The organism is Subtercola sp. RTI3, assembly GCF_035018625.1.
GTDB classification, from domain to species: Bacteria; Actinomycetota; Actinomycetes; order Actinomycetales; family Microbacteriaceae; genus Subtercola; species Subtercola vilae.
Genome location: NZ_JASJXO010000013.1, coordinates 1 through 20,743, shown reverse-complemented (window position 1 = coordinate 20,743; position 20,743 = coordinate 1). Strand labels below are relative to the sequence as shown.

The following is a 20,743-nucleotide window of genomic DNA, read 5'->3' as shown; positions in this document are numbered from 1 at the left end:
AAGGCATCACCCAAATTGAAGAAAAAAGTTCTCCTCTCCGGTCTTTCGGCCGTCGCCCTCGTCGCGTCGCTCGCGGCGTGCGCCAGCGACGGCGGAACTGCCAGCAGCACCTCTGCCGCTGACACGACCAACTGCACGAACAAGATCGTCAACGAAAGCGCTCCGCGCATCGCGGTGTGGGCGTGGTACCCCAACATGGCTACCGTCGTCGACAACTTCAACAAGCTGCACACCGACGTTCAGGTCTGCTGGAACAACGTCGGCCAGGGCGACGCCGAATACACCAAGGTTCAGACGGCCATCTCGGCGGGCAAGGGACTTCCCGACGTGGTCATGCTCGAATCCGACCACCTCAGCAGCTACTCGATTCAGGGTGGCCTCGCCGACATCAGCCAGTACGGTGCGAACGATGTAAAGAAGAATTTCAGCGCCGGCGCCTGGGCTGACGTGACCCAGGGCGATGCCGTGTACGGCATTCCGGTCGACGGCGGCCCGATGGCTCTCATCTACCGAACCGACGTCTTCACCAAATACGGCATCACCACCCCGCCCACCACCTGGGTGGAGTACGCGGCAGACGCTGCAAAGGTCAAAGCTGCGGGCGGCCCCGTCTTCGGCGACCTGGCAAGCAACGTTCCTTCGATGATCATGGCGCTGCAGATCCAGAAGGGCGCGCAGCCGTTCCAGATCGACAAGAGCGACCCCAAGAAGCTCACCATCAAGCTCGACGACCAGGCCTCGAAAGACGTTCTCGACTATTGGGCCGGGCTCGTGAAGACCAACGTCGTCGGCGTGAAAGACCAGTTCACCACCGACTACATCTCGGGTGTTGTGAACGGTGACTACGCAACCTACGTCTCTGCCGCATGGGCACCCGGTTACCTCAGCGGCGCTGGCGTCGGAACAGGCGCCTCCTCCGGCGTCTGGGCCGTCGCTCCGCTGCCGCAGTGGAATGCGAGCAACCCCGTCTCGGTGAACTGGGGCGGTTCGTCGTTCGCCGTCACGTCGCAGTCAGCGAACAAGCAGCTCGCAACCACCGTTGCCAAAGGCCTCTACGCCGATGCGGATTCGCTGGCCGACGGCTGGAAGAACCAGGTCATCTTCCCGCTGAACACGTCGGTACTCAGCTCGCAGGAGTTCATTGACAACAAGTCGGCGTTCTTCAGCGGCCAGACGGCCAACAAAGACGTCTACATTCCCGCCGAGACGGCGTACAAGGGTGCGGTCTACTCCCCCATCACCGTCTACTACTACGCCCAGCTGACCGCGGCCATCGCGAAGATCAACCAAGGGCAGATCTCCGGCTCTGACGCCGCCACGCAGTTGCAGAAAGACATCGTGACGTACGCGCAGGGCCAGGGCTTCACGGTCACCCAGTAGCAGCACCCTCACCCGCTCGGCTTCACGGCGGCACGCGGTACGCGCAACCAACGCGCTCCGTGCACCGTGAAGCCGAGCACTCTCGACGAAAGCATCACACCCCATGGCAGATTCAGTCGGGTTGGCATTGCCCGCCCCCGCAGTACCCCGCGAACCCGCGGTTCGACCCCTTCGCGCCCGCAGCTTCAAGCGAGGCGCCGCGAAACGCAAGCATTCTTTCGCCGGCTGGATGTTCGTGCTTCCGTTCATGGTCATCTTCGCCATCTTCTTGGTGGCGCCCCTGGCCTACGCCTTCTATCTGAGCCTGTTCACGAAGGGCCTCGCCACCGGCACGACCTTCACCGGGCTCGCCCAGTACGTCAAGGCGTTCACCGACCCGTCGTTCCTCAAAGGCGCGTGGTTCGTCATCCGGTTCGCGGTTGTGCTCATCCCCGTGCAGATGTTCGTCTCGCTGGCGGCAGCCCTGCTGCTCGATGCGCTCACGAGCCGTTACGCCAAGTTCGCCCGACTGATGATCTTTCTGCCCTACGCCATTCCCGCCGTGATCGGCGCCCTGATGTGGAGCTTTCTGTACAGCCCCACGTTCGGCCCGCTGCAGAACATCGCATCGGTGTTCGGAACATCGGCCATCTCGCCGCTCAGCCCCGACAACGTGTTCGGCGGCCTCATGAACGTCGTCACGTGGCAGTGGGCCGGCTACTACATGATCATCATCTTCGCGGCGCTGCAGGGCATCGACCCCACCATCTACGAAGCGGCGAAAATCGACGGGGCTACCCCGATCCAGATCGCCTTTCGTATCAAGGTACCGATGGTCAGCTCAGCACTGCTGCTGATTCTGGTGTTCGCACTGATAGGCACGCTGCAGTTCTTCACAGAACCGCAAGTGCTGCAGGTCGTGTCGAACGGTGCGATCACGCCCGACTTCACGCCGAACATGTACGCGTACAACCAGGCGTTCGCTTACGCGAACTTCAACTACGCCTCGGCCATCTCGTTCTCACTCGGCATCATCGTCTTCATCGCCGTCTACATCTTTCTCTTCGCCACACGCAAACGCGGAAGCATCCTCAAATGACCACTGCACGCACCCCCTCGCGAATCTCCGCACGCGCTTCATCGTCACGAACCCGGCGACCAGCCTCGCGGTTCAGCACTCGCAACAGCCTGGCCTACCTCTTTCTGACGGCGCTGATTCTCTACTTCCTCATCCCCATCTGGTGGCTGGTCGTCGCGAGCACCAAAGACGTCGGCGGGCTGTTCAACGGCACCTCTGGCGCACTGTGGTTCGACAAGACGTTTGCCTTCATTCCCAACCTGATGCAGCTGTTCACCTACAACGACGGCATCTACATCCACTGGCTCGGCAACTCGTTGTTGTACGCGCTGACCGGCGGTTTCGGTGCAACCGTGCTCGCCGTACTCGCTGGCTACGGGTTCGCGAAGTACAACTTCAAGGGCCGCCGCCTCATGTTCTCGCTGCTGCTCGGCTCGGTGATGGTGCCCCTGACTGCCCTCGTGATTCCCACGTTCATCCTGCTCTCGAACGTGCACATGACTGACACGATCTGGGCCGTCATTCTGCCCTCGCTGCTGAACCCCTTCGGTGTGTACCTGATGAGCGTGTACACGAGCAATGCGGTTCCGGATGAACTGCTCGACGCTGCTCGTGTTGACGGCGCCGGTGAGATCAGAACGTTCTTCCAAGTCGCGTTCCCTCTGCTTCGGCCGGCGTTCGTGACGGTTCTGCTGCTCTCGGTTGTCGCCACATGGAACAACTACTTCTTGCCTCTCGCGATGCTCTCGAACAGCAAACTGTTTCCCATCACGGTGGGGCTGGGGCTCTGGGAAGGCCAGGCCTCGGCCAACAACAGCGGCGGGGTCTCGCTCTGGGGCCTCATCATCATCGGCTCGCTCGTGTCGATCATTCCCCTGGTCATCGCGTTTCTCACGCTTCAGAAGTACTGGCAGGGCGGGCTCGCCATCGGCAGCCTCAAATAGCCCTTCCCGCCATTTCGACACCCCCTTTTCGACGAAAGAGTCTCATGCCCCGCGCCCACCTCACCCTCGACCCGCACTTCACGGTCGGCCGAATCAATCGCCGCATCTTCGGATCGTTCATCGAGCACCTCGGTCGATGCGTCTACGACGGCATCTACGAACCCGGCCACCCGACCGCCGACAGTAACGGTTTTCGTGAAGACGTCATCGAACTCGTTCGCGAACTCGGTGTGTCGACCATCCGGTATCCCGGCGGCAACTTCGTCTCCGGTTTTCGCTGGGAAGACAGCGTGGGGCCCCGCAGCGAGCGCCCCACCCGGCTCGACCTGGCCTGGCACTCAACCGAGACCAACGAGGTGGGCATCGATGAGTTCGCGCTCTGGCTCGAAAAAACCGGCAGCGAGATGATGTACGCCGTGAACCTCGGCACGCGGGGTGTTCTCGAGGCACTCGATGTACTCGAGTACGCGAACATCGCCTCGGGCACCGCACTTTCAGACGCGCGGGTGCAGAACGGGCATCCGAAACCCCACGCCATCAGCATGTGGTGCCTCGGAAACGAGATGGACGGCCCGTGGCAGCTCGGGCACACCAGCGCAGAAGACTACGGCAAGCTCGCCTCGCAGACCGCGAAGGCCATGCGCCAGCTCGACCCCAGCGTCGAACTGGTGGTGTGCGGCAGTTCGAGCGCGCACATGCCGACCTTCGGCGCGTGGGAGCACACGGTGCTCGAGCACACCTACGAAGACGTCGACTACATCTCCTGCCACGCCTACTACGAGGAGATCGACGGCGACACCGCGAGCTTTCTGGCCTCGGCTGTCGACATGGATCACTTCATCGAGTCGGTGGTCGCCACGGCCGATGCGGTGCGGGCACAGCTCGGCCAAACCAAGAAGATCAACATTTCGTTCGACGAGTGGAACGTCTGGTACATCCGCCGGTATCACAGTGAAGACAAGATCACCGAGATCGACAGCTGGCCCACCGCACCCCGGTTGCTCGAAGACAACTACTCGGTGCTCGATGCCGTCGTGTTCGGCAACCTGATGATCTCGCTGCTGAAGCATGCCGAGAGGGTCACCTCGGCCTCTCTCGCCCAGCTCGTCAACGTGATCGCGCCGATCATGACCGAACCGGGCGGCGATGTCTGGCGCCAAACGACCTTCTACCCGTTCGCCCTCACGTCACGGCTCGCCGTCGGAGACGCGCTCGAGCTGAAACTCAGCTCAGACACGTACGAGACGACGACCTACGGCGAGGTTCCGATCATCGATGCGGTGGCCACCCACGACGACGAAACCGGTCGCACGGCCATCTTCCTGGTCAACCGCAGCCAGAGAACCGCTTCAGAGATCACGATCGATGTCAGCCACCTCGGCACGGTCTCTCTTCTCGAGACGCACACGCTGGCTGACGACGACATCTACGCCACGAACACCCTCGTCGACCAGACCCGCGTGACGCCGAGCCCGAACGAATCGGCCAGCATCACCGATGGGGTGTTGATGATCACGCTGCCCGCCGTGTCGTGGACGGCCATTTCGCTGGGGGCGCTGCCAGCAGCCTAGAGAATCGCTGCCGCGTGCGTGACGTAGGTGCCTTCGCTGGTGGTGCGTGAGACGGCCTGGCCGATGCTGGTGTAGCTGCCGCGGATGCGGTCGGAGACGTTCGTGTAGCTGGTCGAGGCTACGTAGCCACCCACCACAGCGGCGTCTGCCGCGATAGCTCTCGTGCCGGTGATGTAGCTGCCGATGGTCTCAGCAGCACCGGTCACACCGGTCTGCGTGTGACCGGTGGAACGCCGGATGCTCGCGGCGACGCCGGCACGGGTGCGGGGGCTGATGCGGGTGCGGCCGGTCGTGGTCGGGATGGTGAAGATGGGTGACGTCATGAGTGGGTACTTTCTGTTGGGTGGGTCGACAAAAAAGGGTGGTTCGTGGCGCCCGCTGGGTATGTGCGGGCGCCACGAAAAGATCAGCAACACCCGAGCCATTCCGGGTGCCTGAGGGGAAGAACCGTGACGGTTCTGGGGCTAACTCGCCTCGAGTTCGGCGACAGCCGCTTGGCAGTCAGCGCAGAGCCCGGTGAAGGTGACCTCTGCGGCGAAGATACTGAAACCTGACGTGTCTGACGGTGTGAGGCACGGTGCCTCACCGATGACACAGTCGACGTCTCGAAGGTCACCGCAGCGCACACAGACCACGTGGTGATGGTTGTCACCGACGCGGCACTCGTAGAGCGCAGGAGACCCGGCCGGGTCGAAACGCCGAACCAACCCGGCGGCTGTGAACGAGGTCAGAACCCCGTACACCGCCTGGGTCGAGGTGCCCGGAAGCTCCTCGCGGAGCCCGGCGAACACCTGCTCCGCGCTGGAGTGCGGAGCGTTCTGCAGGGTGTGCAGAACGGCCAAGCGAGGAGCGGTGACTTTCAGACCCACAGCGCGAATACGGTCAGCCAGAACCTCGCGTACCGCCGGAGTAGAAAACGTCATATCGAAACCATAGCAGTTGTTTTGATAAAACCAAATTATGACGGCAATCGGCGACGACATGCTTCGAGAGATGGTTGGTGATCTTCTGTCAATGCCTTCTTACTCCGGCCGCATTCAGATGACATGAGCACAGGCACCTTTCACCTTCCTACAGTGCAAGGCACTTCCCGTTCTTCCCTCAACGTTGCCCATCGGAGCACAGTGATACCGAACGTTCTCAGCCACGGCCAGTTTGAAACCGTCTACAATTTTCTCTCCCTCGTGATCGCCTCAATGCTCTTCACCGCGCTTTTTCTGCTCGTCTCGCTTCCGCGGGTGTTGCCCCGCTACCGACAGGCGATCACGGTCGCCATCGTCGTCTGCGGCATCGCGACGTACCACTACTTCCGTATCTTCAACTCGTTCACCTCGGCGTTCGTGACTCCCTCGGTGGGAGGCACCGGGGACTACAGCCAAGCCACCGGGGCTGGCTTCAACGAGGGCTACCGCTACGTCGACTGGCTGCTCACCGTGCCGCTGCTGCTCGTCGAGCTGATCGCCGTTCTGGCCCTCGCCCGTAAGGTTCAGCGTCACCTCCTCGTGCGACTGGTGCCCGCCGCCGCGCTGATGATCGCCCTCGGCTACCCCGGTGAGATCAGCGGCGACAATGGCCTCCGCGGCCTGTTCGGCCTGCTGTCGACGATTCCCTTCGCGTACATCCTGTTCATCCTCTTCACCGAGCTGGGCAAATCGCTCGAACACCAGCCCGCCGCGGTGCGCGGCACCCTTTCACGCCTGCGCTTCCTGCTGCTGCTGAGCTGGGGCGTCTACCCCGTCGCGTACCTCCTGCCCCTGCTCAACCTGAGCGGCGCGGATGCCTGGGTCGCCAAGCAGGTCGGCTACTCTCTCGCAGACATCCTCGCCAAGGCCGTCTATGCACTGATCATCTTCCAGGTCGCCAAAATGAAGTCGTACGACGACGACCCGGCATTTGCGAAGGTCGAACTGCCCACAGGCGAACCTCTGGCCCCCGCACCCACCCATGCGTGAGGGTGACCTGCACTACGACGTCGCCGTCATCGGGGCCGGCCCGGCCGGCACGGCCGCTGCCCTTCGCGCAGCAGAACTCGGTGCGAGCGTGGTCGTGCTCGAAGCGGGTCGACTCGGTGGCACCTGCGTGAACACCGGATGCGTGCCCACCCGAGTGCTTGCAAAGACGGCCCGCCTCATTCGCGACGTGCACCATGCGAGCGTGTACGGCATCCCTGCTGACGTCTCTGCGATCGACTGGTTCGCGACTGTCGCCCGCGTCGAAGAGCGGGTCGAGAAAGTACGCTCCCTCAAGAGTGAGGAAGTGCGGTTCGCCGAGGCCGGAATAGACCTCATTCACGAAGGCCGAGCCCGGTTCGTCACCGAGTCAGCCCTCGTGCTCGACAGTGGTCGCATCATCACCGCCGATCGCATCATCATCTGCGTGGGTGGGCACTCACGGCGACTCCCCATCCCGGGCGCCGCCCTCGCGACCGTTCCCGAAGACGTTCTGACGTTGCCGGCACTCCCCCGCCGGGTGGCGATCATCGGCGCCGGCAACACCGGCGCGCAACTCGCCACGGTGTTCAGCGCTTTCGGCTCGGCGGTGACCCTGCTCGACCTCGCTCCTCGCGTGCTGATGGCATCAGACAAGTCGATTTCGGCCGTCGTCGCCGAGGCGTTCGTGGCGCAGGGCATCACCGTGCGGACCGGCATCGATGCGGTGCGAAGCCTTGCCCGGGCATCCACTGGGGCGATCACTCTGACGTGGAGCGCTGAGGGATCGGCGGTCGACGACGAGTTCGACGTGGTGATCATGGCCACCGGCTGGCCTGCCGATGTCGACGACCTCGGGCTCGAGAAGGTGGGCATCGAGGTGACGCGTTCGTCCATTCCGGTCGACCAGTACTTTCACACCGTCGTACCCCACATCTTCGCCGTGGGCGACGCGAACGGGCGCGACATGCTGGTGCAGGCAGCCCAGTTCGAAGGCGAGGCGGCCGCCGAGAACGCCGTACTGGGCGCGAACCGGCGAACTCCGCACCAGCTGCTGCCGGCCGGCGGGTTCACTGACCCCGATTACGCCGGAGTGGGGCTCACCGAAGAAGAAGCTCGCGAGCGCGACGCCTCGTGTGTCGTTGTGCGCATTCCATACTCGAGTCTCGACCGCGCCGTCATCGACGACCGGGAGCTCGGTTTTCTGAAGCTCGTCGCAGACCGTCGGCGCGAACTGATTCTCGGGGCCCACGCCGTGGGCGAGAACGCCGTCGAGGTGATCCAATCGCTCACCACCGCGATGGCGGCCGGCGTCGACGTCTCCACGCTGGCGAACGTGCGCTTTGCCTACCCGACATACAGCGCCATCATCGGCATCGCTGCACGCGCGCTTCTCGTCGGCGCGAACTGATTCTCGCTCGTTCTACCCCCTGAACGGGAGTCTGTACTTCGTGACGCTGTAACCATACATTTGACACGCTCGGGGGTTCCGGGGGCGGGCTGCCTGATCATCGGGCGCACTTCAAGTGAATACAAAAGGATCATCGTCATGGATGATGTCGCCCGCAATCCCTCCGAGCCAAAAGCGGGAGTCAGCCGCCGGTATGTCGTGGCCGCCGCCACTGCCGCCTTCGCACTCGCCGGAGCCGTTCTTCCGATGCCTGCGCCGGCTCAGGCCGCTGAGATCACACCGGCACCGACGCGCAAACCCGTCGTGCTCAGCTTCACCGTAGCGGCCCTCCGCCAGCTCGGCGGCTACAAAACGGTGGCCATCGATGACCGAACGACCATCGTCGGAGAGCTGGTGGCAGATGGCGGCACGGTCACCGCAGGCACGATTCACGGCTCCGGAACCGTGCTCTCTCTTCCGCAGCGCGGCGACAACAGCCACGCCAGCTTCACCACGCAGCTGTTGAGCTTCTCCGACGGCAGCGACACCATCACCGCGACCGGTCTGCTTCGTCACGACGGTACGGGCACTTTCACCATAACCGGTGGCTCAGGGCGGTACAGCGGCGCAACCGGCAGCTACTCGGCGGTGCTGCATCCGAATACCGGCGGCTCTGGCACCGGCACACTCACCATCACGCTCAACTGACCCTCGACGCCGCAGGAGACAACACAATGGCACTAGACATGTTCATCAACATGGGCAAAACGATCGTCGGCGAATCAGCCGACAAGGTGCAGGGCCCGTTGGGCGACATCGACGTGCTGTCATGGGGCTGGGGCATGTCGCAGTCAGGCACCACCCACATGGGTGCCGGCGGAGGAGCGGGCAAAGCCAGCTTTCAAGACCTGTCGTTCACCAAGTACGTCGACTCAGCCAGCAACGCACTCATGATCTCCTTGGCCAAGGGAACGCATGTGCCCACAGCGACGCTGCTGGTGCGCAAGGCCGGTGCGGCACCACTGAAGTACATCACCATCACCCTCACCGATGTGCTCGTCACCTCGGTGACAATGGCTGGCAGCGGTGGAGAAGATCGCTTCACCGAAAACGTCACGTTGAATTTCGGCAAGGTGAAATACGCGTACTTCCAGCCAGGCAAAACCGGTGCGGCGCCGACCGAGAAGGACTTCTCGTGGGACATCGTCGGCAACGTGGCGGCTTCGTAGAGACGCTGCGCGAGCACCCTCAGGCGGCGAGGCCTGTCGCGGCGAGATGCCGCTCGGCGGGTCTTCGTGGCGGGTAGACCCACGTCACCAGAACGACCGAGATGATCATCAGGAGAAACCAGGAGACGAGTTTCGTGGCCGACACGGGTTGCCAGCCAGAGAGTTGTTCAGGGTACAGCCAGGCCTGTGAGAACGTCGCGATGTTCTCGGCGAACCAGATGAACGTGGCGACGAGGGCAAAGGCCACGACGATGGGCATGCCGAGCGTTCTCCGAAAGACACGGAACCGCATGACGCAGGGCCCATACAGCAGCACAGCAGCGCCGAGAAGCACCCAGCGCACGTCGACGATGTAGTGCTGGGTGAAGAAGTTCGCGTAGACCAGGGCGGCGAGAACGACGGTCAGCCACGGCCGCGGATACCGGGTGAACCGCAGGTCGAAGAGGCGGTAGACGCGCACCATGTACGAGCCGACTGCGGCGTACATGAACCCACTGAACAGGGGAACCGCGCCGACGCGAAGAATACCTGCCGCGTCGTAGCTCCATGACCCGATATCGGTCTTGAAGAGCTCCATCAGGGTTCCCACGATGTGGAACAAGATCACGACCCTCAATTCACGCAGGGTCTCGAGTCGGGCGACGATCATACCGATCTGAATCGCAACGGCCGACAGGGTCAAAACGTCATTGCGCGCGAGCGCAGCGCCCTCGGGATACCAGAGCTTCGCCGCGAAGATCACGGCAAGGAGAAGGAAGCCGAAAACACAGGCCCACGCTTGCTTGAGCACGAACGCCACGAATTCAGCGAATGCCCCAGCGATGCCCGTCGCCGGCAGCCGGTCGAGCAGGCGGTGAACCAGATCATCGAAGTACTGTTCGACCGAGGTGAAGTTCGCCGAACGCGTGCGGGGCACAAAGCGTGGATCAACCCCCGGCACACGGTTCTCTGCCGGGGGCGGTGGCAGCGGTTCGGTGTTCGGCATGCTGAGGCTCCGTCTGCTCGATGAAGCACCATCGTAGGGGGCTCGTCTGAGACGCGAGATTTCTGCTCTGCGACCTGGCATGGGAGGTAGTTACAGTGCCTCCCCCTCGAGACCGAGGCGGCGTAGCGTTGACGTATGGGCGACGTACGTACAGATATCCGTGAGTTCTTGAGTTCCCGGCGCGCGCGAATCACGCCCGAGGCGGCAGGTCTGCCGGCGTATGGCGGCAACCGCAGGGTCGCGGGTCTCCGCCGCGAAGAGGTGGCGATGCTCACGGGTGTCTCGGTCGACTACTACGTGCGCCTCGAGCGCGGCAGCCTCGCCGGGGCATCAGAGAGCGTGCTCGATTCGCTGGCGAACACGCTGAAGCTCGATGATGCCGAACGTCAGTATCTGTTCGACCTGGCCCGAGCATCCGGGCCCGCCCGCAAGCCCGCGAAGAAGAAGCCCAGCGCCGTACGCCCCGCCGTTCTGCAGGTGCTCGATGCGATGTCGGATGCGCCGGCGTGGGTGCGCAACGCCCGTCACGACATCATTGCCGCGAACCGCATGGGCCGGGCACTGTATTCACCGGTGTTCGACGACGCGCGGCGACCGGTGAACACGACGAGGTTCACGTATCTGAACCCTGCCGCCCGCGAATTCTGGCGTGACTACGACCAGATCGCCAACGACGCGGCGGCGATGCTGCGCCTCGAGGCGGGGCGAAACCCGCATGATCCTGACCTGATTCAGCTGGTGGGCGAGTTGTCGACACAGAGCGAACTCTTTCGCGAGCGCTGGGCGTCGCGCGACGTGGTGTTCCACCGCAGCGGGCTGAAGCGCCTGCACCACCCCGTGGTGGGCGACCTCGACCTCAACTATGAGTCTATGGAATTGCCCAGCGAGCCGGGCCTGGTGATGAATGTCTACACGGCACCGGCCGGGTCGCCGACGGCAGACGCGCTGCGGGTGCTCGCCTCGTGGGCCGCGACGGATGACCACGCGTCTGCGATGGTGGTGTCAGACATGTCCGCGCCGGCCTCTCGCGGGCAGTAGCGGGTCTACTTCATCGGGTCTACTTCGTCGGGTATTCGTCAGCGACCAGCTTGTCGCCCCACACCGTTTCGGGTTCGCCGGTAGCGGTCGGCGCCTCCCACAAAGCGAGGTGGCACATGAAGTTGTCCTCCGTCGCGCCGTGCCAGTGCCACTCCCCTGCGGGCGTGTAGACCGTGTCGGCGGGGCGGAGTTCGATGAGCGCCTCCCCCCGAGACTGTACGTAGCCGAGTCCCTCGGTGACGTGCAGGGTCTGACCGACGGCGTGGGCGTGCCACGCGGTGTGGGCGCCAGGGGTGAACCGCACGAGGTTCAGTCGGGTGCGGGAAGGCTCGGTACCGGCGTAGTACGAGTTGAAGTAGACGTCGCCGGTGAACCAGTCCTCCGATGCTTTGACGGTGGGAGTCTTGGGCTGCATTTCGGTGCTCATGAGGGGGTTCTTTCGGTGCTGGTGGAGGGTGAGGTGGTAATGGAGGGCAATCAGAAGGTGACGAGAACCTTCAGGGCTTCGCGGGCATCCATCGCCTCGTAACCGGCGGGAACGTCGTCGATGCCGACGGTGCGGTCGAAGACCCGGCCCGGGTCGATGGTGCCGTCGAGCACCTGCGGAATGGCCTGCTCGAGGTACGCTCGCACCGGGGCAGGGCCGCCGGTGAGGGTCACGTTCTTGCCGAACAGCGATGCGAATCCGATGGGGGCTTGCTCGTACTGCGGCACGCCGACGCGCGAGATCGTGCCGCCGGGGCGAACGATTCCGTACGCCTGCTCGTAGGCGGGCATGTGGCCGACGGCTTCGAGCACGATGTGGCTGCCGAGCCCGCCTGTGAGCTCCATGACTTTCTGGATGCCCTCCTCGCCGCGCTCGGCGACAACATCCGTCGCGCCGAACTCGATACCGAGGTTGGTGCGCGACGTGTGGCGGCCCATCAAGATGATGCGTTCGGCGCCCAGCTGCTTCGAGGCGAGCACAGCCGAGAGCCCCACCGCGCCGTCGCCGATCACCGTGACGGTCTTGCCCGCTTCGACGCGGCCCATGTGGGCAGCATGAAAGCCGGTGAGGTAGACGTCTGAAAGGGTCAGCAGCGACGGGTAGAGCTTCTCGTCAACGGTGCCCGGCACAACGACGAGTGAGCCATCGGCGAGCGGAATGCGCTGCAGTTCGGCCTGCATTCCGCCGACCTCGGGGCGCCCATAGAAACCACCGTGCACGCACGAGGTCTGAAAACCGCCGAGGCAGAACGGGCAGGTGTTGTCGCTGTATGCGAAGGGCGCAATGACGAAGTCGCCCTTCTTCACGGTCGAGACTGACGAACCGATCTGTTCGACAACACCGATGAGCTCGTGGCCCATCGGTGAGCCGGTCTCGCTCGTCGGCATCGAGTGGTACGGGTGCAGGTCTGAGCCGCAGATGCAGGCGCGGGTCACGCGCACGATCGCGTCGGTGGGGTGCTGGATGATCGGGTCGGGCACGCTCAGAATGCGAACGTCGCCGGGGCCGAACATGTATGTGGCTTTCATGTCTTCCATCTCACGCCATCGAGGCGCGCGCCGGGAGTCACTGTCGTGACAGGTACTGCCAGACCCTCCCTCGACGCCCGTGCTGGCAGGTACTGCCAAGCCCCCCCTGCCATTGCTGGTCGGCCTCGCGGCACTCACATGACCGTTACGAACCTGACCTTGAACAACGGCGTCGAGATGCCCGCGCTGGGCTCGCCGAGATCGATGCGCGCGACACCGGTGTGCGCGGCGGCCCTGAGCCGAAGCACGTCACGCTCGCACGGCGCTCGATTCGGGTGACAATGTCACGGTTCGCCCCGCCGTCACCTCGGCCATCATCGGGCCGCGAACCATACATCAGCTGGAGTCGCAGCGAAATTATGACTAAGTGCGTTAGTCATAAAAATCCATTTCGAAGTTATGAGTAACTCGCGTCACGCAATGGTTGCTTTCAGACGAGGTCTGAAGCGTTCGGGTATTCTTTCCCGGTGCCTGTGCCCGTTTGTCGAGCCAGTCACTCAGAATCGAATGGGAGCGTTATGAGCGACAGACAGTTCTTCGAGTTGCAGGGGCGAACCATCGAGTTCGCAGCTGAAGGTAAGGGCCCGGCCCTCGCGCTCGTGGTCGACCAAGGCGCCGACCTTGACGCACTCGCGACGCTCTCGCACCTGGTTTCGCAGGCCGACTTCCGCATCGTGCGCATCCAAACCCACAACGCAGAAGACGTCTTCGACATACTCGACCATCTCGACATCGCCAGTGCATGGATCGGCGGCCACGGCAGAGGCGGAGTCACCGCACGCGCAGCCGCGGCCGCGCACCACGAACGCGTGAACGGCGTGCTGCTGCTCGGTGTCGAAGCGCATGCGACGGCATTACCGGAGGGCATCCCTGTACTCGTCGTGCAGGCGAGCGACGACGACGTCACGCCCCCGGCCAACGGCGAGGCCCTGCAGAACTCCGCCCCCGGCCTGGTGAGCATCGTCACCGTCGAAGGCGCAGGTCACCGTTTTCCCGAGACGCACGCCGGCGAGACCGCCTGGGCGATCGAAGACTACCTCGACTGGGACTAGCAGCCTCTCGCTCAAGAAGCCCGGAATTCCGGGCTTCTTGAGTCTCCAGCGAAGCTCCAAAACCACTCGGTTCTAGCTCAAGTGTGTGCAATGCGTGTTCAAAACCAGCTTGCTAAACGCTGCGCTGCGCAGATGAGCCATGCCAAACAGCCCGCGCTGCTGTTGACGAAATATTCACTATAGGCGCAAATTTACCTCAAGTATTGAGAGAATTTAGTGATTGAAGCTCATCGATCGCTCTCTACGCAATGGATCGGATGTCCTAAAAACGAGGTGGCAGACCTATCCGCCGGCCTTGACGTTTTCCCTGTCGCGCATTTGTGTCTCCGAGTTTCAAAGATGCTCGGGTAACCGTCGAGCACGCGTAACACCGTCTGGCGCGAGGCAACCCGGCGCCAGGGCCGGAATCGACCCTGAGTCAGGTGAAAGTGCGCTAACTCAGATCGTCGATTGATATCCCTTCTGTCGCACATATCGCCTTGAATTCAATAAATTAACTCTTGCGCCACGGTGATAGTGCGCTAACATCAGTCTCACGTAACCAACAACGAAGGAGTTGACGTGACTGAGCCGTACACCGTTGTGGCCCTCTCGCCACTGCAGATCCCGATCGTGGAGCCTGAAGACGCACTGAAGAACACGAAGCGCATCATCGGCTTCATGCGAACTGCTGTCGGCGTGGCCTCGACCGAAGGTCACCCCGTGAAGCTGGTGGTCATCCCCGAGATGGCGATCCAGGGCATGCACATGGCATTCAAAGCCGGCGACCGCGAGCAGGAGAAGAAATTCGCCCGTACCATTCCGGGGCCGGAGACCGATGAATTGGCTAAAGCCGCCCGCGAACTGAACACCTACATTGCCGCCGAGCTGTATCTGGTCGCCGACGATGACTTTCCTGACCGCTATTTCAACGTCGCGTTCATGATCGACCCGAAGGGCGAGGTGGTCTACCGCCGGGCCAAGGCCACCAGCGACGGCTTCGAAGGAGGCACCTTGGGCACTACGAACCCGCACGATCTGTGGGACGAGTGGGTCGAGAAGAAGGGCGGCGGCGACGCGTTGCAGGCCATCTATCCCGTGGCCAAGACTCCTGACATCGGCAACATCGGCTACGTGATCTGTCACGAGGGCTCGTACCCTGAAATCGCCCGCGGTCTGGCGATGAACGGGGCCGAGATCATCATTCGGGCCACGCTTTTCCAGCCGCAGACCATGAATGGCATGTGGGAGGTGCAGAACCGCGCTCACGCGCTGTTCAACAACGCCATCGTGGTGGCCCCGAACCTCGGCCCTGAGCTCGGACCCGACGGCATCATCAACGACTTGTTCGGTGGCGAATCGATGATCGTCGATCACAAAGGTCACGTCGTCATCAAGCAGAACGGAATCGTTCCCGGCGACAGCTTCATCAGCACCGTCATCGACATCGATCACCTGCGCCGCGAGCGCCAGACGAACGGCGTCTTCAATGGGTTCAAAGACCTCCGAACCGAGCAATACGCAGCGATCTACGCCAAGCCGATCTATCCGAAGAATCAGTACCTGAAGGAAGCCCCCACCGAGGGCTGGCTCGCTCGCGAGCGCAAGACCCGGCAGGCCAACATCGATCTGCTCATCGAGCGGGGCGTGTTCACCGCGATCGACTAGCGCGTCGAGCCGCGCCGACTCGGGCATCCGATGGGCGCGGCTCGGGGTACTACGACGTCTTCTCACTCTGCGTACCTCCCCGACTCCGTCGGCACAATCAGCACCATCTCAGCACTGCAGGTCAGACACACAAAGGAGTGGACCAATGATCAACATCGCCCGCAATCGGCGAGCCAGACGAGTCATCGTCGGCGTCGCCGCAATCGCCACCACCGCCCTCTTGCTCACCGGTTGTCGAGGGGGCGGAACCACCGCCAGCTCTGAAGACAAGGCGAGCGGCAAAGGCCTCGTCATCGGCTGGAGCCAGCGAGGAATCAGCGGAAGCGACTGGTGGAAGACCCTCGTCGACGGCGGCCGGTCACAGGCTTCCTCCGTCGGCGCAACCGTCGATGTGCTCGACGCGAATGGCGACACCGTTCGTCAGAACGCCGACATCCAGACCCTCATCACCAAAGGCGTCGACGTTCTCGTCATCAACGCCAACGACCCGATCGGTATCGCGCCGTCGATCGCCGCCGCCAAGGCAGCAGGCATTCCCGTCGTCACAGTGAACTCGAACCTCGACCCGAGCCTCGTTCCCGACACCTTCTGCTACGTGGCGGAAGACCAGGGCGCCACTGGCGCTCTCGCCGGAGCGGTGGCCGCGAAGAAGGCCGTAGAGAAGTTCGGCAGCACCGGTGAGATCAAAATCGTCGGCATCGGCGGATTCCCCGGCGACGTTCTGACCGATCTGCGGTTCAACGGATTCATGAAGGGCTTCAACAGCGTCGTCTCTGCAGACCCCGGCATCACGGTCAACCAGCTGCCCACGAAGTATGGCTCGTGGAAGCCCGACCAGGCGCTCGGCCCGATTCGCGACGTCGCCACGGCGAACCCTGACCTCAAGGTCGTCTACAGCATGAGCGACGTCATGAACGGTGGCGTTGTGCAGGGATTGCAGCAGGCCGGCATCTACGGCCCTGGAATCATCTTGGCGAGCTACGACGGCGGAATGGTGTCGGTGAAGACCATGCAAGACGACCCGACCGGCCCGTTGCAGGCCGACGCATCGAACCAGCCGTGGGATCAGGGCACGACCGCCGTCAAAATGGCGCTCGCGGCCTACAACAAAGATCAGACGAAGTGCCCCGACAAGACGCTCTACATCAAGACCACTGTCGTGACGCCCGACAATGCCGCCAGCTACTACAAGGCCGACGACACCTACGTGCGCGCACAAGACAGCCAGTAGACCATGCCAGACGAACTGCGCCTGACAGGCATCACGAAGGGCTACCTCGGCGTGCAAGCGCTGAAGGGGGTCGACCTCACGGTTAGGCGCGGCACCATCCACGCGCTGGCCGGGCAGAACGGGGCAGGCAAGTCCACCTTGATCAAGATCATCTCGGGGGCGGAGACGCCCGACGGCGGAACCATGCACCTCGGTGGCGAGTTGAAGAGGTTCCGTGAGCCGATCGACGCGCAGAACGCGGGCATCCACACCATCTATCAAGAGCTCAGCCTGGTGCCCTCGCTTTCGGTGGCCGAGAACATCTTTCTGGGCCAGCTGCCGCGACGCGGTCGTACCGCCGTCGACTGGAGCACCATGCAATCCGGTGCCCGAGCCGCCCTCGACCGGGTGGGGTTCGACCTCGACGTGCGCCGCCCGGTCGGCAGCTTCTCTGTAGCCGAGCAGCAGGCCGTCGAGCTGGCGAAGGCCCTGCACAAGGATGCCCGGCTGCTGCTGCTCGACGAACCCACCTCGACTTTGCCCCTCCCTGACGTCGAGAGGCTCTTCACCGTGCTGCGTTCGGTGGCAGAGCAGGGGGTCACTCTGCTCTACATTTCGCATCGCATGGACGAGCTGTATTCGCTCTGCCACGAGGTGACGGTTCTGCGCGACGGTCGCAAGACGGCGGAATTCGACACGACCACGTCGACGCCCAGCGATGTCGTCACGGCCATGGTAGGCAAGAGCCTGCAAGGGTCGATCGCCGACGCCGCACTGCGCGGCGAGCGGAGCCCACGGTTGGGTTCCGGTAAAACCGGCGACGTCTTAATGGCTGTGAGTGACCTCAGCGAAGACGAGCGCGTCGAAGGTGTCAGCTTCGAGCTCAGAAAAGGCGAGGTGCTCGGCATCTCGGGCCTCATCGGCAGCGGTCAGTCCGAGTTGGCGGGCTTGCTCGCCGGAGCGCGGCGCAAGTCGAGAGGCACCATCAAGCTCGACGACAAAGCAATGGTCTTCAAGAATCCGCGAGACGCCATTCGTCGAGGCATCGGACTTCTGCCGCAAGACCGCAAGGCGGAGGGCTTCGTTCCCGACATGGGCGTCGCCGGAAACATCACGCTCGCAAGCCTGCCGATGTTCAGCAGGTTCAGCGTGATCGACTCGCGCGCCGAGAAGAGGGTGGCGACGCAGATGGTCGAGCGCCTCGGCATGAAGGTGTCGAGCGTGAACCAACCGATGAAGACACTGAGCGGGGGCACCCAGCAGAAGGGCATTCTGGCTCGCTGGCTCGCCCGGTCATCCCGACTGCTTATCTGCGACGAGCCCACCCGAGGCGTCGATGTCGGCGCCAAAGAAGACATGTATGAGTTGATCCGCGATTTCGCGCGTGCGGGCGGAACCGTAATCATCTCTAGTTCTGAAATCACCGAAGCAATGATGTGCGATCGAGTGCTTGTCATGGCACGGGGCAGAGTCGTCGCCGAGTTCGAGCACGACGACATCGATCCACAAGGCCACGCCTTGATCTCCGAGTTCGCCTGAGCCCGGCGCCCACAGAAAATACACACCTCTTTCGTAAGGGAACCGACAATGACCAACAACACCCTGACCGGGCCACCCCGCTCGCAGTCTCCGCAGGCACCGGATGCCCGCCCGGCCACCACGGCACTCGATGTCGTCAAGCACCTGCTGCCCAAGAGCTACCTGCTGCTGGTACTCCTGGCGATCATCATCATCGGTTACTACGTCTCGCCGGACTTCTTGACCGCTCGCAATGCCCAGAACGTCATCGCAGCGGCATCGATCACCGCAGTGCTTGCGATCGGACAGTTCTTCGTCATTCTCACGGGGGGCATCGACCTGTCTGTCGGATCGACGCTGGCCATGTCGACCGTCATCATCGCCCTGACCCTGCAGTCGGGAATGAACGCCGGCCTCGCGACCGGCGTCACACTCGCCGCCTGTGCCTTCGCCGGGCTCATCAACGGCGTGCTGATCGTGTGGCTTCGAATTCCCCCGTTCATCGCGACGTTGGCCATGATGAGCGCGATCAAGGGCTTCAGCTACATCATCCAGTCGACCAGTCTCATTCAGATCACGAACCAGGCGTTCATCAACGCGTTCAGCAGCGGGTCGTGGTTGTGGGTGCGTAATCCCGTTGCGATTTTCATCATCGTGGCCGTCATCGCGGCCCTCGTGGCCAAGTTCAGCACCTTCGGCCGCTCGCTCTACGCGATCGGCGGAAACTCCGAGGCGGCTCGGCTCTCCGGACTGCCGGTGGCGCGCAATCTGCTGATCACGTACACGCTGTCGGGCTTTCTCGCCGGCCTCGCCGGGCTGATCGCCGCGGCGCAGCTGCAACAGGGCAGTTCGCTCATCGGGGTCGGCTATGAACTCGACGCGATCGCCGCCGTGGTCGTCGGGGGGGCCTCGCTGATGGGTGGCAAGGGTGACCCGATCAGCGCCGTGATCGGCGTGTTCGTACTCGCCACCATCATCAACATCATGAATCTCGTGGGCATCTCGTCGGAGCCTCAGCTGGTCATCAAGGGCGCCGTCATCATCATTGCGGTGTTCCTCTCGAGCGCAGGCGGCGTTCAGCGTATCAGCGGCTTTTTCAGTTCGCATTTCGGTCGCTCGCGATCTGCGGCGGCAGCGCAGTAGACCCGGCAGCCTGTCGTTCGTCTCGCCCACCTTTGCTCACCCAGCCCTCGTCTTCCGAAAGGAGAACGCTCCATGTCCGAGTCGACCTCCGCTGAACGAAGTGCACGCATGATCGATGTGGCTCGACTTGCGGGCGTCTCACAGCAAACGGTGTCACGGGTGATCAACGAGCATCCGAGTGTTTCGCCAGAGGCACGCGAGCGCGTCGAGACGGCCATTCGGCGATTGCGTTATCGTCGGCACCCCTCGGCTCGAGCCCTTGCCTCGAACCGCAGCCTGACGATCGGCGTGGTGAGCTTCGGCCTTGCTCAGTACGGCCCCTCGGTGATTCTGACCGGTGTCGTCGATGAGGCGAAGCGGGCCGGGTACTCGACCAGTCTGGTGACGATCGCCGACCCGGATCACGATATGCGGCAGGCCGTCGACCACCTGCTCGCGGTGCCCGTCGACGGCATCATCATCGTTGCTCCCATCGACGCGGCGCTGCGCTCGGCTCGGCTGCTCGACATTGGCGTTCCGCTCGTGGTATTCGAGCCAGGAGCAGTGCACGTGCCGGGAAATGTGGTCACCGACGAGGTCTCCGGCTCTGCCGCCGCCACTCGACATCTGCTCGAGCTCGGCCACCGAACCGTTCACCATGTGGCGGGGCCCGCGGGCTGGCTCGGCACCACGGCTCGCATCGCCGGGTGGCAGCGTTCGCTCGCCGAGGCAGGTCTCACCTCAACCCCCGTGATCGAAGGTGACTGGACGACGGACTCCGGCTATCGCGCCGGCCTGCGCGTGGCCGAGACGGCGGGAGTAACGGCCGTCTTCGTGGCCAACGACCAGATGGCCCTCGGAGTCATCAAGGCGCTCACCGAACGCGGTTTCGACGTGCCCGGCGACGTGAGCGTCATCGGATTCGACGACGTGCCCGAAGCGCCCTACTTCATTCCTGCCCTCTCAACCATGCACATCGATTTCGACCGCGTCGGCCGTCATGCGGTGGCCCGGCTCGTGACGCTCATCACGGGCACAACGGATGCTGCGGACCGCGGTGTTATGCCCGTGCTGGTCGAAAGGCACAGCACCGGGCCGCCCAATTCTCATCGATCGCCCCCACCCCATCGTTCGCCACCTGTCTCTTATACACATCT

The 20,743-nt window shown here is 63.2% G+C and carries 20 protein-coding genes; 15 read left to right on the top strand and 5 right to left on the bottom strand.

The window, feature by feature from the left end; genetic code table 11:
* The first annotated feature begins 15 nt into the window (after positions 1–15).
* From QN358_RS07170 to QN358_RS07155, 4 genes are all read left to right on the top strand, one after another.
* Entirely contained in the window at positions 16–1,380 is a 1,365-nt protein-coding gene (locus QN358_RS07170; protein ID WP_162849209.1) for an extracellular solute-binding protein, read from the top strand.
* 103 nt (positions 1,381–1,483) lie between these two features.
* Complete coding sequence (locus QN358_RS07165) at positions 1,484–2,458, top strand: carbohydrate ABC transporter permease (RefSeq protein WP_136643430.1); 975 nt, start codon at positions 1,484–1,486, stop codon at positions 2,456–2,458.
* Positions 2,455–3,381, top strand: coding sequence for a carbohydrate ABC transporter permease (locus QN358_RS07160; RefSeq protein WP_136643429.1), 927 nt, complete (start codon positions 2,455–2,457; stop codon positions 3,379–3,381). The genes QN358_RS07165 and QN358_RS07160 overlap by 4 nt, the downstream gene beginning before the upstream one ends.
* A gap of 44 nt (positions 3,382–3,425) precedes the next feature.
* Positions 3,426–4,952, top strand: coding sequence for an alpha-N-arabinofuranosidase (locus tag QN358_RS07155; protein WP_323511976.1), 1,527 nt, complete (start codon positions 3,426–3,428; stop codon positions 4,950–4,952).
* Here the strand turns inward: QN358_RS07155 and QN358_RS07150 are convergent.
* Together QN358_RS07150 and QN358_RS07145 are read right to left on the bottom strand one after the other, a co-directional pair.
* On the bottom strand, positions 4,949–5,275 hold the full coding sequence (locus QN358_RS07150) for a hypothetical protein (RefSeq protein ID WP_136643427.1): 327 nt from the start codon (positions 5,273–5,275) through the stop codon (positions 4,949–4,951). The two genes, QN358_RS07155 and QN358_RS07150, sit on opposite strands and share 4 nt — an antisense overlap.
* A 141-nt stretch (positions 5,276–5,416) precedes the next feature.
* Entirely contained in the window at positions 5,417–5,875 is a 459-nt protein-coding gene (locus QN358_RS07145) for a Fur family transcriptional regulator (protein WP_136643426.1), read from the bottom strand.
* 201 nt (positions 5,876–6,076) lie between these two features.
* Here QN358_RS07145 and QN358_RS07140 point away from each other — a divergent pair, with 201 nt between their 5' ends.
* The 4 genes from QN358_RS07140 (at position 6,077) to QN358_RS07125 (ending at position 9,499) form a co-directional block, all read left to right on the top strand.
* A complete protein-coding gene (locus QN358_RS07140; RefSeq protein ID WP_201799357.1) occupies positions 6,077–6,904 on the top strand; it encodes a bacteriorhodopsin-like in 828 nt (275 codons plus the stop codon).
* Positions 6,897–8,291, top strand: a complete 1,395-nt coding sequence (locus QN358_RS07135; protein WP_136643425.1) for a dihydrolipoyl dehydrogenase family protein — start codon at positions 6,897–6,899, stop codon at positions 8,289–8,291. Before QN358_RS07140 ends, QN358_RS07135 begins: the two co-directional genes overlap by 8 nt.
* A gap of 138 nt (positions 8,292–8,429) precedes the next feature.
* Positions 8,430–8,978, top strand: a complete 549-nt coding sequence (locus QN358_RS07130; RefSeq protein WP_136643424.1) for an allene oxide cyclase barrel-like domain-containing protein — start codon at positions 8,430–8,432, stop codon at positions 8,976–8,978.
* A 26-nt stretch (positions 8,979–9,004) separates the two neighbouring features.
* On the top strand, positions 9,005–9,499 hold the full coding sequence (locus QN358_RS07125) for an Hcp family type VI secretion system effector (protein WP_136643423.1): 495 nt from the start codon (positions 9,005–9,007) through the stop codon (positions 9,497–9,499).
* Between the two features lie 19 nt (positions 9,500–9,518).
* On the opposite strand, the gene QN358_RS07120 is transcribed toward QN358_RS07125, so the two are convergent.
* Positions 9,519–10,484 carry a DUF817 domain-containing protein gene (locus tag QN358_RS07120; RefSeq protein ID WP_136643422.1) on the bottom strand — a complete coding sequence of 322 codons (966 nt, stop codon included), beginning with the start codon at positions 10,482–10,484 and terminating at the stop codon, positions 9,519–9,521.
* A 135-nt stretch (positions 10,485–10,619) separates the two neighbouring features.
* Between QN358_RS07120 and QN358_RS07115 the strand changes: the two genes are divergently transcribed.
* Positions 10,620–11,522 carry a helix-turn-helix transcriptional regulator gene (locus QN358_RS07115; RefSeq protein ID WP_136643421.1) on the top strand — a complete coding sequence of 301 codons (903 nt, stop codon included), beginning with the start codon at positions 10,620–10,622 and terminating at the stop codon, positions 11,520–11,522.
* Positions 11,523–11,541: 19 nt separating this feature from the next.
* Here QN358_RS07115 and QN358_RS07110 read toward each other — a convergent pair whose 3' ends face one another.
* Both QN358_RS07110 and QN358_RS07105 read right to left on the bottom strand, forming a co-directional pair.
* Entirely contained in the window at positions 11,542–11,949 is a 408-nt protein-coding gene (locus QN358_RS07110) for a cupin domain-containing protein (protein WP_136643420.1), read from the bottom strand.
* A 50-nt stretch (positions 11,950–11,999) separates the two neighbouring features.
* On the bottom strand, positions 12,000–13,037 hold the full coding sequence (locus QN358_RS07105; RefSeq protein WP_201799356.1) for a zinc-binding dehydrogenase: 1,038 nt from the start codon (positions 13,035–13,037) through the stop codon (positions 12,000–12,002).
* 518 nt (positions 13,038–13,555) lie between these two features.
* Between QN358_RS07105 and QN358_RS07100 the strand changes: the two genes are divergently transcribed.
* The 6 genes from QN358_RS07100 to QN358_RS07075 all read left to right on the top strand — a co-directional run.
* Complete coding sequence (locus QN358_RS07100) at positions 13,556–14,089, top strand: alpha/beta fold hydrolase (protein WP_136643419.1); 534 nt, start codon at positions 13,556–13,558, stop codon at positions 14,087–14,089.
* 561 nt (positions 14,090–14,650) lie between these two features.
* On the top strand, positions 14,651–15,736 hold the full coding sequence (locus QN358_RS07095; protein ID WP_136643418.1) for a nitrilase-related carbon-nitrogen hydrolase: 1,086 nt from the start codon (positions 14,651–14,653) through the stop codon (positions 15,734–15,736).
* 145 nt (positions 15,737–15,881) lie between these two features.
* On the top strand, positions 15,882–16,967 hold the full coding sequence (locus QN358_RS07090; RefSeq protein WP_136643417.1) for a sugar ABC transporter substrate-binding protein: 1,086 nt from the start codon (positions 15,882–15,884) through the stop codon (positions 16,965–16,967).
* Between the two features lie 3 nt (positions 16,968–16,970).
* Positions 16,971–18,485: a sugar ABC transporter ATP-binding protein gene (locus QN358_RS07085; protein WP_136643416.1), complete on the top strand. Its 1,515-nt coding sequence runs from the start codon at positions 16,971–16,973 to the stop codon at positions 18,483–18,485.
* Between the two features lie 48 nt (positions 18,486–18,533).
* Positions 18,534–19,607 carry an ABC transporter permease gene (locus QN358_RS07080; protein ID WP_136643415.1) on the top strand — a complete coding sequence of 358 codons (1,074 nt, stop codon included), beginning with the start codon at positions 18,534–18,536 and terminating at the stop codon, positions 19,605–19,607.
* 72 nt (positions 19,608–19,679) lie between these two features.
* On the top strand, positions 19,680–20,743 hold a 1,064-nt coding region (locus QN358_RS07075; protein ID WP_323511975.1), incomplete at its 3' end, for a LacI family DNA-binding transcriptional regulator.